The organism is Acidobacteriota bacterium (genome assembly GCA_019347945.1).
Taxonomy (GTDB): Bacteria; Acidobacteriota; Thermoanaerobaculia; order Gp7-AA8; family JAHWKK01; genus JAHWKK01.
Genome location: JAHWKK010000011.1, coordinates 26,165 through 40,773, shown reverse-complemented (window position 1 = coordinate 40,773; position 14,609 = coordinate 26,165). Strand labels below are relative to the sequence as shown.

Annotated in this window: 10 protein-coding genes; 6 read left to right on the top strand and 4 right to left on the bottom strand. The window is 62.1% G+C overall.

The annotated features are described in order from the left end of the window. Nucleotides 1–4: 4 nt before the first annotated feature. From asnB to KY459_08930, 5 genes are all read left to right on the top strand, one after another. Nucleotides 5–1,951 (top strand): asparagine synthase (glutamine-hydrolyzing), encoded by a 1,947-nt coding sequence (asnB, locus tag KY459_08950; GenBank protein ID MBW3564840.1) that lies wholly within the window; start codon nucleotides 5–7, stop codon nucleotides 1,949–1,951. Beyond that, nucleotides 1,948–2,733 carry a hypothetical protein gene (locus tag KY459_08945; GenBank protein MBW3564839.1) on the top strand — a complete coding sequence of 262 codons (786 nt, stop codon included), beginning with the start codon at nucleotides 1,948–1,950 and terminating at the stop codon, nucleotides 2,731–2,733. The genes asnB and KY459_08945 overlap by 4 nt, the downstream gene beginning before the upstream one ends. A gap of 77 nt (nucleotides 2,734–2,810) precedes the next feature. Continuing rightward, complete coding sequence (locus KY459_08940) at nucleotides 2,811–3,614, top strand: class I SAM-dependent methyltransferase (GenBank protein ID MBW3564838.1); 804 nt, start codon at nucleotides 2,811–2,813, stop codon at nucleotides 3,612–3,614. A 125-nt stretch (nucleotides 3,615–3,739) separates the two neighbouring features. Next, the gene (locus KY459_08935; protein ID MBW3564837.1) at nucleotides 3,740–5,668 is read left to right on the top strand and encodes a sulfatase-like hydrolase/transferase; all 1,929 of its coding nucleotides are present in this window, start codon (nucleotides 3,740–3,742) and stop codon (nucleotides 5,666–5,668) included. A gap of 127 nt (nucleotides 5,669–5,795) precedes the next feature. Then, the gene (locus KY459_08930; GenBank protein ID MBW3564836.1) at nucleotides 5,796–7,508 is read left to right on the top strand and encodes an alkaline phosphatase family protein; all 1,713 of its coding nucleotides are present in this window, start codon (nucleotides 5,796–5,798) and stop codon (nucleotides 7,506–7,508) included. On the opposite strand, the gene KY459_08925 is transcribed toward KY459_08930, so the two are convergent. The 4 genes from KY459_08925 to KY459_08910 form a co-directional block, all read right to left on the bottom strand. Beyond that, nucleotides 7,501–9,351: a hypothetical protein gene (locus KY459_08925; GenBank protein MBW3564835.1), complete on the bottom strand. Its 1,851-nt coding sequence runs from the start codon at nucleotides 9,349–9,351 to the stop codon at nucleotides 7,501–7,503. The genes KY459_08930 and KY459_08925 overlap by 8 nt on opposite strands. 397 nt (nucleotides 9,352–9,748) lie before the next feature. Beyond that, a complete protein-coding gene (locus KY459_08920) occupies nucleotides 9,749–10,099 on the bottom strand; it encodes a nucleotidyltransferase domain-containing protein (GenBank protein ID MBW3564834.1) in 351 nt (116 codons plus the stop codon). Next, nucleotides 10,047–10,439, bottom strand: coding sequence for a HEPN domain-containing protein (locus tag KY459_08915; protein ID MBW3564833.1), 393 nt, complete (start codon nucleotides 10,437–10,439; stop codon nucleotides 10,047–10,049). The genes KY459_08920 and KY459_08915 overlap by 53 nt, the downstream gene beginning before the upstream one ends. A gap of 387 nt (nucleotides 10,440–10,826) precedes the next feature. Next, nucleotides 10,827–11,447, bottom strand: coding sequence for a porin family protein (locus KY459_08910; protein MBW3564832.1), 621 nt, complete (start codon nucleotides 11,445–11,447; stop codon nucleotides 10,827–10,829). A 115-nt stretch (nucleotides 11,448–11,562) separates the two neighbouring features. Here KY459_08910 and KY459_08905 point away from each other — a divergent pair, with 115 nt between their 5' ends. Beyond that, nucleotides 11,563–14,376 (top strand): penicillin acylase family protein, encoded by a 2,814-nt coding sequence (locus KY459_08905; GenBank protein MBW3564831.1) that lies wholly within the window; start codon nucleotides 11,563–11,565, stop codon nucleotides 14,374–14,376. Nucleotides 14,377–14,609: the final 233 nt, after the last annotated feature.

Here is a 14,609-nt window from a genome sequence, read left to right as displayed (position 1 = left end):
ACTCGTGCGCGTCTCCGTTTCCGGAGTTCTCCTCGGGACGCATCAGATTGCGATCCTCGCCGCGGGAGCGCTGCTGATGTGCGGCATCGGTCTGATCCTCCGCAGTCACGGTGCAGCGCCCCTGTCGCGATCCACGCTCGCGCGGATGCACGACGACCTCCGCCACCGCGGTCCCGACGGCGAGGGACTTCTCGTCGTCTCCGAATCTATGGAAGGCACGCGCTACGACTTCATCAGGGCGATCCCGGAAAAAGAGCTCGCTCGGGCCCGCCTCGTCCTCTCCTTCCGGCGGCTCAGGATCATCGATCTCGATCCCGGGGCGGACGCTCCGCTGCGACGCGGCAGACGATGGATCGCTCTCAACGGCGAGATCTACAACTACGTCGAACTGAGGGACGAGCTCGAACGGGAGGGTATCGAGCTCTCGACCCGGAGCGACACCGAAGTGGCGCTCGCGGCCTGGGAACGGTGGGGAGACGACGCATTCCGGAGATTTCGGGGGATGTGGGCGATTTTCATCATCGACCTCGAACGGGGTGTGCTGGTTGGAAGCCGCGACCGGCTCGGCATCAAGCCGATGTATGTCTCGGCTGGGACCTCGCGGATCGTGTTCGGCTCCGAGCCGGCAACCGTTGCGCGAGCTTCGGACTCTGGTCCCCGCGTCGACTCCTACCGCCTCGTCGAGTTCATGCGAGGGCTTCCGCCGCAGGACCGCGACGGAACGTTTTTCGAGGGAGTCGGTCCCGTACCGGCTGCGAGCATTTTCGAGATCGATCTCCGCGACCCGAGACCGCCGGTCTTCCGCGAGTTCTGGCAACTCGAAGGGGGCGTCGACGAGAACGCGGACGCGGGCCAGTCCGTGACGGAGCTGCGCTCGCTGCTCGGCCGCTCGGTGGGCGAACATCTGCGCGCGGACGTCCCCGTCGGGATCCTTCTTTCGGGAGGGCTCGATTCGTCGACTCTCGCGCGCCTGGCGGTTGCGCGGCTCGACCGCCCGGTCGTCTCGTTCACCTTCGCGCACAAGGATTCTCGACTCGATGAAACGGAGTTCGCCCGCGCGGTCATCGAGCAGGGTGGGATCGATGCGACCTTCGACCTGTTCAGTCCCCACGAGGGCTGGAGCCTGGCGCGGGACGTCGTGATGGCGCAGGGGGAACCGCTTCTCGGATTCGATCTCCTCGCGCATTACCGGATCTACCAGATGACCTCGGAGCACGGGCTCAAAGTCGTGCTCGATGGCGCCGGTGCCGACGAGATCTTCGCCGGGTACGGCTTCTACGAAAAGGCGCATCTCGTCGATCTCATCCGCCGCGGCCAGCTCCGCGCCGCAATGCGGGATCTGATCGGCGCGGCTCGGAGGGACGGCCGGTGGGCGCTTCGGATGGCGGCATCTGTGCTCAGGGGAGAGCTCATCCGGCGCCGCGTGCCATCCTACGGCTGGCTCGACGGCGCGGTCGAGACTCCTCTCGCCAGGTGGGAGGATGGTCCATTCGACGAGGCGCTCAATTCGATTCTGTTCAGTCAGACGTTCCGCACCAACCTTCCGTCGACGCTCGAGCATCAGGATCGCAATTCGATGGCCCATGGAGTCGAAGCGCGGGTGCCCTATCTCGACCACCGGATCGTCGAGCTGGCATTTCGCCTCCCGGCGAGGCTGAAGGTTGCCGGGGGAGAGCGGAAGCGCGTGCTTCTCGAGACCGCGCGCGGGATCGTTTCACCAAAGGTCACGGAGCGAAGAGCCAAACGAGCCATCGTCTCCTCGAATGAATGGATCGATCTGCGTGAACATCGCGAGCAGATCTGCTCGACGATCGGCGAAATCCCGTTCACCGATCCGCGGAAGCTCGAGGCGTTCATCGAGGACTACTTCTACGGATCGCATGACGACGGGCTGGCGGTGTGGCGTGCCTACACGGCGTCGCTCTGGCTCGAGGGGTTCGGGCTGTCGTGAAAGTTCTACTGCTCGGCGAAGGGGGCTCGGCATCGGCCGCACTGGATGCGATCCGGCGCCGGCACGAGGTGGTGGGCTACGTCGTTCCGAAGCGCCGGGGGCTCAGGGCCCGTCTCGGCAACCTCCTGCACAGGAGGATCGAGATCGGCCGCGAGGATCTCGCGACCTTTGATCCCGCGAGCTACGGTGCGGAGATCGTTTGCATCGCGGGCTTCCCCTGGCTTCTGCCGGAAAGCGCGCTGACCGTTCCGGCGATCAACGCGCATCCGTCCCTTCTCCCGCGACACCGGGGACCGCTCCCATTCTTCTGGATCTACCACGAGGACGACCGGGAAACCGGCGTAACGGTTCACTGCGTGACGCCGGAGCTCGATGCCGGCGACATCCACGCGAGGATCTCGTTCCCGCTCGAGCGGGGGTTGCCGGTCGACGATCTCGCTGTCAGAGTGCGAGCCGAGGGTGCACGGCTGCTGGTTGAAACGCTCGATGCCATCGCACGCGGCTCCGCGGAGACCGTGCCGCAGGATCCCGTGACGGTCACGCAGGCGCCGCGAGTACCCGACCGTTCGAGAACGATCGACTGGGAGACGTGGCCGGCCGAGCGCGTCTGGCATTTTCTCCACGGTCTCCTTCCTCATTACCGGGAGGATGTCGGCGCGACTTATCGGCGCGTCTCGGCATTCGATGAGGAGTCGCATTCGAAACGGCCGGGCTCGATCGACCGGGATCGTGATCGGTTCACTCTGTACTGTCGCGACGGACGGGTGTTTCTCCACGAGTAGAATGCTTCCGAATACGAAATGTACATGGAACCGAAAAACAAAAAGCTGAAACCCATCGACGAACCCCGCGTTACGAAATGAGCCGAAACGCGAAACCTGATACGGGAGCCGGTACCACGCCGGGCAGCCGTCACTATCGAGCCTTCGTAGGAGACACTCAGACCTACGACATCTTTTCACACATGCAGTTCTCCCTGATGACTCTGCTCGGCCTGCGCCAGGAGCACACCTTGCTCGACATCGGTTGCGGATCCCTGCGTGCGGGTAAACTCTTTCTCGTCTACCTGCTGCCCGAACGCTATTTCGGTATCGAGCCTGAGCGATGGCTCGTCGAGGAAGGAATCGACCGCGAGATTGGCTCCGAGCTCGCGGCTTTGAAGAAACCGCGATTCCTTTACGAAGCCGATTTCCCCTGCTCGGGTTTCGGCGTGCAGTTCGATTTCGTTCTTGCACAATCGATTTTCTCTCATGCTTCCCTTTCCCAGATAAAGCGTTGTTTGAACGAGGTGCGGAAATCGCTTAAGCCACACGGCCTCTTCGCAGCGAGTTTCGTGGAAAGTGACCACGACTACGAAGGGGATGCGTGGGTGTATCCAGATACCGTCCGTTATCGCGTGTCCACCATCGAACAGCTCGCGGTCGAAGCGGGGCTGAAGTGTCGGAAGCTCGAATGGTTCCACATCGGAGGGCAGACCTGGATGCTCTTCCACGAGCCGGACTACGCTTTCTCGATCGACTCGCTCGCGACGATGAATCAGATCGTTCCGTTGAAAGAGGAAATGACGCACTACCGAATGCGTTCGGAGCGCCTGGAGAGGATAGAGAGACACCCTCTTTTCAGAATGGCCGCGAGCGTGCGGCGCTTTATCAGGCGCAGGTGATGGCCCTTTTGGGTCCGATCCGACCGAGGGTGGCCGCCGGCGCTTCCGATCAGCATCAGTCAGCTGTCGGACAGGAGGCTCGGAGCGTTGTCTCCGTTCCCTGCGGACTGCTATTCTGAACCGCGATGAGTCTCTGGCGGCAGTTCAGATCTCCGCGGAGCACTGCATGGAGCGGCTGGCGCGCAAAACTCGAGGGTGCCGGGGTATGGGCCGCGTACGGAGCCATCGAGGCGCTTCTCGTCGTCTATGGAGGACGTTTCATCTTTCCGGACACTTTCGTCCCTCCTCACCCCGCCTTCACCCTGGTCCTCCTCGTCATTTATCCGCTCGCGGGGATGCTCCTCGGCCCAATGGCGGCGCCCGCGCTGGTCCTTCTCTTCCTTCTCAATTTCGCCACAACGCCGGCTTCGCTTGCCCTCTTGATCCCGCTGACCGCCGGCGTCATCGCTCTTGCCATGAGGATGAACGGGTGGATGGTGAGCCTGATGCTCCTCGCGCCGCTCTGGATCGCGCGCGAGATGCTCTACGGCGAGACCCGTATGGTGCGAGGCGCGGCAGCCATCGCCAGCATCTTTGCAATCGCCGTAGTCGCGTTCGCGCTGCGGAGGAGCAAGGCTTCGATCCCTTCTCCGGCGACACTCGCTCTCTCCGCCGCGATTATGGCGGGAGCGCTCGCGATCGTTCCGCCAGGACCCCGTATCGTCCCGACCCTTTCGGTTCCATCCCCGGCCGCCGCACCGAACATCCTCCTGATCGTCCTCGACACCGTTCGTGCGGATCACATGTCGCTGTACGGTTACCAGAGAAGAACCACCCCTCATCTCGATGATTTTGCAGAAGCCGCGACCGTGTACCGGCGCGCGTACGCACCTTCGAACATGACGCTCTCGACGATGGGATCCGTCTTCACCGGGCAGTTCGCCTCGGAGCACGGTGCGCACTACGATGAGGGGGCGGCGTGGGGTCGGGCTCTGCCAGACGAGTCGCTGACGCTCGCTGAGGAGCTGGCGGCACGCGGTTATGCGACGGCTTCGATTGCGTCGAACTTCGCCTATTTCGGCGACAAGTTCGGTCTCGATCAGGGTTTCCATCATCTCGATGCACGACCGTCGCGCATTCCGCTTGGATCTCAATGGAATTTCTACCTTCGAAACGGGATCGGCAGACTCGTGGAATCGATGATCGAGCTCCCTCGGCGGGCGCGGCTCATCCCTCGTCCCGCCGAAGAGATCACCGGGCTCGTCCTGCGGTATCTCGATGATGGGCGGCCCAGGAACAGGACGTTCTTTCTGACGATCAACTACATGGACGCTCACGTCCCTCGGATTCCTCCGCCTCCATTCGACGATCGGTTCGAGGGGAGGGATCCAACGGAGTCGCTCGATCTCGCCGATGGCCTCCAGGGCGCGATGGGGAAGGGGAATCTCGAGATCAGTGGCAGACAACGGGCCCATCTGATCTCCCAGTACGACGGAGCGATTGCCCATGTCGACGATCAGCTCGGGCGCCTGTTCGAGGAATTGCGCACGCGCGGTCTCTACGACGAAACGCTGATCATCGTCATCTCCGATCACGGGGAGTCGTTCGGCGAACATGGATTCATCGGCCACGGTTCGACGAATTACGACGATCAGATCCGGGTGCCGTTCGTGGTGAAACGCCCGGGCCAGAGGACCGGAACGGTGATTGACGAGCCGGTGAGTCTGATCAACGCCTGGGCGATCATGGCGGAGCGGGAGGCGGACTATCCAGTGATCAGCGAAACTTTCCCGATGAGGGGCGCGCTCGCCTCCTCACCGGCGCGCCGTCCCGGCACCGCGCTCGTAGACGGGCGATGGAAGGTGATCGTGGGATGGAATGGCAACGTCGAGCTTTACGATCTTGCGACTGATTCGATGGAAAGACACAATCTGGCTCCGAGTGATCGGGCGAATGAAATGGCGACACGGGTGAATGACTGGCGCAATGCAGTGGAGGCAGCACCACGGTCGGCTCCCGCCGAGCTCGATCCCGAAACCGAAAGGCGACTACGATCCCTCGGTTATCTTCAGTGAGTTTCAGTGCTCTTCAGAGCCGCTCCCGCTGGTATAGCTCGATCAAAGAATAGCCGTTCACTCGTCCGGTGGCGAAGACCCGGAGACCGGTGGTTGAAAGGAACCGGCCATGTATCATCGCGTACGGATGAAGAGCGAATCCCGGCCGGGCCATTCAACGATGCGTCTCGTCCTGCTTGCGGTGGCCACGGCGCCCGTCATCTCTGCGGCGCTCGCCGTCTGGACCTTCGCAATCAACGACCGTTGGCTCACGACCCGGGATCTCGTCCTTCTCGCAGGACATTTCTTCATCTTTCTGATGCCGGGCATCGCGCTGCTGACGGTCGCCGCACATCTATGGAGCCGCCGGGTCGGCTCTCCTCCGCTCCGAACCGCCGTGGGCCTTTACGTTGCGGCCCTGTTCCTCCTGACATGGGCCGTCCGCTTCGAGCCCGCACACCAGTTTCTGTCCATCGATCCACACCTTGGACTGATCGGAGCGTCGTTCCTGATCGCTGCCATTCTGGCGGCGATCACGATCATCGGGATCGCGGTGAAAACGGCTCACCTGTCCGGGCTCCGCTGGGCCGCCGCGATGGTCCTCGTGGTCATCGTCATCAATGCGACATTTGTATTGATCGTGACGGCATTCGAGCCGGACCGTGAACGAACGGAGGCGATCGAGAGACTCGGTCTTCTTCACGCGGGCTCCGCAACCGTTGCGAGCGGCGTTCAGCCGGCCGGCCGGCTGCTCTTCATCGGTATCGACGGGCTCGATCCGAACATTGCCGCTGACCTGACCGAATCGAATCATCTTCCAAATCTCCGGAAGCTCCTCGAATCGGGACGAGCCTGCGGCCTGGATAACGAGAATTACAAATTCTCGGCGGAGATCTGGACGACTGCCTATACCGGAGCGCCATCGCCATCAAACGGCGTCGGTGCTTACGAACGATGGAGTTTCGCGGGGCTGTCGCACGAGATCGTCCGCCTGCCGCGCTTCGGATTTCATTCGCTCTGGATGCTCGAACGCGTTCTGCCGGCCGCGGGACCCGATTGGCTGTGGAGCTCGCGGCCGATCACGAGCCGCGATCTCGAGCGACCCCCGCTCTGGACGATCGCGACCAGGGCAGGCCGACATGTCGCGGTGTTCGATCCTCTTCCGTTCCCCGAGGCGCCGGAGCGAGTGGATGGAACCTTCGTCGTACCTCGCATGAGCGAATGGGAGGCATTCTCGTCCCGCTTCGGACGAACCCGGTGGACCAACGAGCCGGACGATGACCGTAATGAATTCGAGAAACTCACCCCTCTCGACCACTCGAAGGAGCTTCGTCGAGAGCGACGGCAGTCGCGTCTGGCGGCGGAGATGTTCGCCTCGCAACGCTACGACCTCGGCATCTATTACACGCACGCGCTCGACATGCTGAAGCACAGGCTCGGCCCATCGGTTTCCGCGGAACCCCTCTCACCCCGGCTTGCAGAGGCGTATCAGGAGCTCGATCGCACCGTGGGGATGCTGACGAAAGCGTTTGGCGACGACGCAACGGTCTTTCTGATGTCCGACCACGGGTGGGATTTCGGAGATTTCGAACACTATCTCTCGCCGGACGGGCTCGTCATCATTTCGCCCGCTCCCCCGACGAGCGAGGCCGGCCGATGCTCGATCCAGGGAGTTCTGCCATCGCTTCTCGCTCTGCTCAGCCTTCCGTCAGATCGAATGATGGCGGAGCCATTCCCTGGTATCGAGGAAGTCCAGACGCGAGTCGCCTCGTACGCGGACCTCGAACCGGACTACTGGACGACTCACGAAAACCAGGAGTTCACGATCCAGCAGCTCCGAAGCCTCGGATATCTCAGATGACCGCACTCGGCTTCGGCAAACGTGTCCGTGCCATTGAAGAGCCATGTCGCGGAGGTTGAGCGCCGCGAGTCGGGGCTCCAGCCCCGACTCGCGGGGGGCCCCGGCCCCCGCAAGCATACTCCCGGCAGGAAGAAACATACGCCTTCAATGCGTCCGGAACACGAAACATTCGGGGTTCGCGGCAGGGATTTCCTGCATCTCCCGGCCTGCGATCTCGAAAATGCGCGAGGAACCGAAAAACGAAGACCTGACCCCCAATCGTGACCTCGACCCCCAATCGTGACCTCAGGTGACCTAGTATTCTCGGATCAACTCGTGATGGCGCCGTCGTGATAGGGATCGACCTGGCCGGCGGCGATGGTTTGCCGGCAACGTTTTTTTTGACGGCGAGACCAGTCGGGTCGAGCTCATATCGTTCGAGGATGTAGGTAATGAGCGGACGAAGGGTGCTTTCCGATGGGCTTCGTCTTGAGTACAGTCTGGTGGCGTCAAAAATCCCGACAGTCGGCCGCGCCGCTTCAATCTGCTCGATCGCCTCGTAGACCTGAGACATGGGTGAGAAAGCCATATCCTGGAGATAGGGGTATGCGGTGACGTTACAGGTATCCGACAGAAAGTAGAATCCACCCTTATCCGGGAAGAGGAATGTTGGATCCCCCGGCTTCGTGAGGTTGATTAGTCCCTGGAGTTCGGGTGACGGCACCATGCTCCAGATCGAGCCTCGAGGGGTATGGATCAGAGTCGCGAAGCGGAATTGTCTGGCCGCAAGCGTGGTGAGGGCAGTATAGGAGCCTGTAGCGAGCAACAGAATCGTCATTATTACCGCGGCCTTGTAATGCGTCGATTTCGAAAACCACAATGCCAGCGGTATCAGAAGGCAGGTTCCGGCAGCCGCAAGCTGAACGGGCTCCATAGCCCGTGTCAGCGAAATTGCCAGGGTCGAGCCCAGACCCGCAAGGGCCAATGCTTCCAGGGCAATCGCCGATCGTTTACTCGCCATCGTGATCGAGAGGGCTGCGACGACGCCAGCAAGGACTGTCGACCACCAGAAGATCAGCCTCGGAACGTAGATGAGCTTCCGCGGTGTAGCGCCCAACAACGAGAAGGCTAGTCCGGGATTTGGCTTTTTGTAGTTCTCGAGAGGGAAAAGGATCATCGCTTCGAACATGGGCTCTCGGCCTGCGACTGACACCAGCGTGCCGAATCCCACCCCGACGCTGAGCGCCATCACAGCGAGGGTGCGCAAACCACCGGCCATGTCAACCCTGGCGAGTGCAACGAGCACCGCCAGACTGGCCGCAAGGCCGATATCCTGTGTTGAAAGAATACTCAGGCCGAGCAGCGCACCCCCTGCGCTCTCATCGATCCGAGTTCTCGCTGACCGCGAGATCAGCTGGATGGCTGCGATTACGAGCATCCACGTAAACCACTTGTGATTTCCCGGGCTGTACGAGAGATAGATTGGTAGGAAGAGAAGTGGCGGGAGAAACTGCCATGCGCTTTCCGGCAGTATTCGTCTGGATATCGAAATGAGCTGTAAGGTCAGAACCAACCCAATTAGCGCAACGCTGAGGACCGCTCCCATTGCACTTTCGTTCGTCAACCAGAGCCATATCGCATTGAAGTGGACGACCACTGGACCCACGAACTCGAAAAAGTCCCGATACATGACGTCACCGTCGAGGACCCGGGATGCTTCATCGATCCAGATCCCTCCTTCTCCCTGAGGGAAAATCCATATCGGGACCACTCCCCGGAACGATGAAAGATATAGCGCAACACAGGTGCCCCCGATGATCGCGAGCCAGTATCGGATAAGGGATCGCTCGTGTGTGGGTACCATCGTGAGGTGCGTGAGGACGCTATCTCAGAGGGCCAGTAATGTCCAGTGAGTGATCCCATAAATCCCTCGATGCTTATCACCCCGTTTTCGGAGTCATTTTAGGGTCGCGAGACAGCTCTCGGCGGACCGCAGGTGCAGCTTCCGAAACAGGGCTCGAGCTGTCTACGACGGCCGAGGAGTCATCGCTCCGTTCGTAGGGCGAGCTGACAAAGCGCCGGCTTCCAGCCGGCGGTGTTGGCAATTCGGTTCGCCCTCGGGGCACGCCCTCAACGGATGCCCGGCAAGCTTTCGAGACCGGTCGGCGTGCCGCTGCTCGGGGAAAGGAGGGATTGAGAAGGAGTGATCGAGGTTGTCCGGCGTGAGCGATCGAATGCGCTTCGTCCGATACAATGCCCTTTCAGAGCCAGACGACGTCCCGCATCTCACGGGCGAAGCGGTCTTTCCGGCGCTCGAGCGCACCCCACTCTTCAGCCGTGAAGACGAGCAGGTCCGCGGGAACGGGAATCGAAGAGAGATCGAAATCCAGCGGCCTTTCGATCGCGCGGCGTCGGGAGGACTCGACCACCACGACGAGGTCGACGTCGCTCCCCACTCCCCAGTCATCCCGCCGGAGCGAGCCGTAATAGCCGATGCCGACGATGCCCGAGTGACCCGAACGGGTCGCGGCCGCCCACGACTCGACGGCCCGGACTACGTCAGCCTTTTTCGGCCATACGAGTACGGACGAAGTCGAGGATTTCACTGGCATATCGGATCGCCTCCATGCTCTGCATCTCACCGTAGTGCTCGAAGGCGGCACCTTCGGCGTGACCGTTCGGATGACGCGCGGGAATGTAGAACGAGTCGAGGACGCGCGCCTTCTCCAGCAGCTCCGGGGGTGGCTCCAGAGGGAGCTCCTCGAGAAGTTTGCGGACGACGTGGCCCCACGCTTCCTGACCGCTGGCCAGGTGGAGCGCCTTGATGGCTTTCTCCGCGGCCTGCTGCGCCGCGAAACAGGCCCATTCGTGGATCTGCTCCGACTTCGAGAGCTCGGCCTGACGCAGATCTCGTTCGGCTTGACTGAACCAGTCGGCTGAGCGGTCGGCCATCGAGGGAAAGTTAGCACGGCTGGGCGGGGCGAGAGTGCACACGCGTATCGCGCGCCCGCTCATCGTTTGCGTTCGCGCAAGCTCGTTACGGGGCGGCTCAGCAGGCGCTTCGCCGATGAGAACAGGTTGGAGGTTGGAGGTTGGGGGTTCGCGGCTCGCTATAGGCCCGCCCCCTCCCGGCAGTCGGTTGCATTTGCGCAAGCTCGTTACGGGGCGGCTCAGCAGGCGCTTCGCCCTCCCGGTGAAAAACAGGTTTGAGGTTTGAGGTTGGAGGTTCGAGGATCGCCAGAGGCTCGCCCTCCATTGCGCAAGCTCGAGACGGGGCGGCTCAGCAGGCGCTTCGGCCTCCCGGTGATGGGGACATCGCGCAAGCCCGTAATTTGCCAATCAGAAGCGGAGGATGAGTCCGCCGGAGATCATGAGGGGGTCGAGCTCGAGGGGGATGGCCTCGCCCGTATCGGAGAGGGTGTCGGCCTCGAGCGCGATCCATTTGGCGTCGACTCCGATCCCGAAACCTTCGTTCAGCCAGAATGTGAGCCCGGCGTTGGCGAGCCAGGTCAGCTCGTCGTCGATCTCGATGAACTCGGTCCCGCCCTCCCGCAGATCCACACTGCTGAGATCGTCGAACATCACCCAGGCGCCGCCGGCCCCGACATAGACGTCGAACCGATCAGTCCCGAAATGCGCCCGGAGCGTGGCGGTGACCGGCATCACGTCGAGCGACCCGAGATCGATCCGCTCGTCGAGAAAACCGAGGTTCAAGGTCCCGTCGGCATCGAGCGCGTAGACGCCGATCTCGGTCGAGAAGAGATCCGTCCAGTGGAGGTCACCGGTCAGGCCGAAACCGATGTTCTCGTCGAATTCAATGTCGATGTCATTGACGTCGTCGATCCGATTGTCGCCCTGGAACGTGTGGCTCACACCCCAGACCGCCAGATCGACGTCCTGCGCCAATACCGGCGCGCTCGCCATCGCAGCACTGATCAGCAGGATTCCGACTCGTCTCATAACGCCCCCCATTCGATTCGAAGCCTGATTCTAACCCGTACCCGGCTCAGATCTCATGAAACCGGAATTCGGTCGTATACAATCGGCCACTAACGAAGACTTCAGGAGGTTCCAAATGTGGCGTCGAATCGCGATTACCCTGGTGACGATCATCTTCACGCTGTCGGTCTCGGCACAGACCGAAAGATTCAAGCTGCCCGGGATGAAGAAAGCGGGGACGATCACGCGGGATGACCTCGGTGTGGCGCACATCTTCGCGCTGAACGAGCACGATCTGCTCTTCCTGCAGGGCTGGGTCCACGCGGAGGATCGTTTCTTCCAGATGGATTTCAACCGGCGACTCGCGAGTGGAACGCTCGCGGAGCTCGTCGGACAGCCAGCATTGTCGAACGACGTCCTCCTTCGTACGCTCGGGCTGCGGCGTGCCGCCGAGGGTTCCTGGGCTCGCACCGCGCCCGATACGCGGGAGGCGCTGATGGGCTATGCGAAGGGAGTGAATGCCTGGCTCGCGACCAACGAGCTCCCGGCCGAGTACGGCGCGCTCGAGATCACCGAGGTTCCGCCGTGGACGCCGATCGACACACTGTCGATCGCCAAGCTCCTGGCGTTCGGGCTTTCCTTCGATCTCGACACCGACCGGACGATTGCCTTTCTCACCTGGGTGCAGGTCGGAAACGCGGTCGGATTCAACGGTACGGCGATGTTCTTCGAGGATCTCTTCCGCATCGAGCCTTTCGGTGATGCCTCCACGGTTCCGGATGCGAGCGCCATCGCAGGAAAGGGGATGACGACGACCGCGCCGGCTTCGAAAGAAGAGCTCTACAAAGCGTACGAAGCCGCCGCACAAGCCCTTCCGGAGGGCGTGCTCGATCTCGCAGAGAGCGTGTCGCAGGCCTTCTCCTCTCCGTATCTCAGCGACGTGATGGACCCGGATTTCTTCCTCGGTTCGAACGAGTGGGGGATCGGTCCGCAACTGTCCGCATCGGGCCAGCCGATGATCGCCAACGATCCTCACCTCGCGCTCGATACGCCTTCGACGTTCTATCCGAACGCTCTCCAGGCCGGCGACATCAACGTGATCGGGATGAGCTTCGCGGGAGTTCCGTACGTGGCCGTCGGCCGCACGCCGGACCTCGCGTGGGGCGCCACGGTCAATCCGATGGACGTCACCGACGTCTTCGCCGAGGAGATCGTGGTCGTGCCGCAGGCCCTGGCGGGGCTCGCCACGCGACATGGCGACGACGTCGAGTGGCTCTTTCCCGTTCTGCAGACCTGGCGTGTGAACACGATTGGAGATGGGGTGAACAATTCGCTGCAGACGATACCCCCGGGAGGATCGATCCCGCGCGCGAGCCTCATCGTGGTTCGCCGCAACGCACCGATCATCGCTCTCGACGTCCAGGCAGGCACCGCGCTGAGCGTCCAGTACACCGGATTCAATGCGACGCAGGAGATCGAGATGCTTCGCCGCGTGAGCCGGTCTTCGACGATCGAGGAGTTCCGTGACGCGCTGCGGTGGTTCGATTTCGGCTCGCAGAATTGGGCGGTTCTCGACTCGAGCGGCGACTACGGGTACTTCACGAGCGCCGAGCTGCCGCTGCGGGAAGATCTCGAAGCGGGGACGGTCAACGGACTCCCTCCGTTCTTCATCCGCAACGGTACCGGCGGCAACGACTGGATCCGCAATCTGAATCCCCCTCCGGCGCAGGCGACCCCGAATGCGATCCTTCCGTTCTCGGAGATGCCGCAGATCGTCAATCCGCCCGCCGGATTTTTCGTGAACGCGAACAATGACCCGGCCGGAACGACCCTCGACAACAACCCGCTCAATCAGCTCCGGCCGACCGGCGGGATCTTCTATCTCAATGTTGGTTACGACGGATTCCGCGGTGAGCGCGTCACGGAGATGATCGAGGCGAAGATCGCCAACGGCGAGACGATCTCGTTCGAGGAAATACAGCAGATGCAGGCCGATACGGTCATGGTCGACGCGGAGTACTTCGTGCCGTGGATCATCCAGGCTTTCGACAACGCCCGCACTCCGGGCGCGCATCCCGGACTGGCGCAGTTCGCCGCGAGCCCGCCGATTCAGGCCGCGGTGGCGAGATTGTCGAGCTGGGATTTCTCGACGCCGACCGGCATCCCCGAGGGATTTGACGCCAGCGACGAGAACGGGCAGCTCTCGAGTCCCTCGGAGACCGAAATCGCCCACAGCGTCGCCGCCACGATCTACAGCGTATGGCGCGGGCGGTTCATCGCGAACACGATCGATACGGTGATCGGGGCGATCGAACAGGGCGCCGGTAGAGGTCTCCCGCGGCCGGGCAGCGGTTCGACCCTCAGCTCGCTCCGCAATTTCCTCGACAACTGGGAAACAACGAGAGGCGTCGGAGCCTCGGGGCTGAACTTCTTCAACGTTCCCGGCGTGGACGACCCTTCGACCCGGCGCGACATCCTGATTCTCAAGAGCGTCGGGGACGCCATCGGGTTGATCACGAGTGAAGAATTCGCGCCCGCCTTTGGCCGGTCGACCGACATGAACGACTGGAACTGGGGCAAGCTGCACCGAATCGTCTTCGATCATCCTCTCGGCGGTCCGCTGAGCGTGCCTCCTGCAGGGGGCCTGGTTCCTGCGCCGCTACCGGGGCTCCCGGGGATTCCGACCGATGGAGGATTCGGAACCATCGATGCTTCCTCGCACAACGCGCGGGCGGATGGCGTCAACGAATTCATGTTCGGCAGTGGTCCCGCGAGACGCTTCGCCGCGGAGGCGACGGGCGACGGAATCCGGGCGGAGACGAGCCTGCCGGGCGGGACGAGCGGGAGTCTGGGAAGCCCGTTCCACCTGAATCTTCTGCCGATGTGGCTGACCAACGAGTCGTTCCCGTCGGTGCTCCGGCCGGTGCCGAGCATTCCGTGGCTGCGATGAGGTAAGGGAGAAGAGTGAAGAGTGAAGAGAGAAGAGTGAACGGAGAAGAGAGAAGAGTGAAGAGAGGCGAGTGACGAGTGAATTGACGAGTGAAGCAGTCGTCATCCTGAGCAATTCACCGGCGCGTTTGCGACGGTGAAGCGGAAATGACACCTGTGAGTGCAGAAACAACCGCACTCGCATACTCAAGCCGACGTCATCCTGAGCGGGCGGTCGGGCGGGCAGGCGAAGGA

Coding starts and splice junctions, on each gene's coding strand:
- KY459_08905 (MBW3564831.1), top strand. CDS start 11,563: ATGTGGCGTCGAATCGCGATTACCCTGGTGACGATCATCTTCACGCTG.
- KY459_08920 (MBW3564834.1), bottom strand. CDS start 10,099: ATGCCAGTGAAATCCTCGACTTCGTCCGTACTCGTATGGCCGAAAAAG.
- KY459_08915 (MBW3564833.1), bottom strand. CDS start 10,439: ATGGCCGACCGCTCAGCCGACTGGTTCAGTCAAGCCGAACGAGATCTG.
- KY459_08935 (MBW3564837.1), top strand. CDS start 3,740: ATGAGTCTCTGGCGGCAGTTCAGATCTCCGCGGAGCACTGCATGGAGC.
- KY459_08910 (MBW3564832.1), bottom strand. CDS start 11,447: ATGAGACGAGTCGGAATCCTGCTGATCAGTGCTGCGATGGCGAGCGCG.
- KY459_08930 (MBW3564836.1), top strand. CDS start 5,796: ATGAAGAGCGAATCCCGGCCGGGCCATTCAACGATGCGTCTCGTCCTG.
- KY459_08925 (MBW3564835.1), bottom strand. CDS start 9,351: ATGGTACCCACACACGAGCGATCCCTTATCCGATACTGGCTCGCGATC.
- KY459_08940 (MBW3564838.1), top strand. CDS start 2,811: ATGAGCCGAAACGCGAAACCTGATACGGGAGCCGGTACCACGCCGGGC.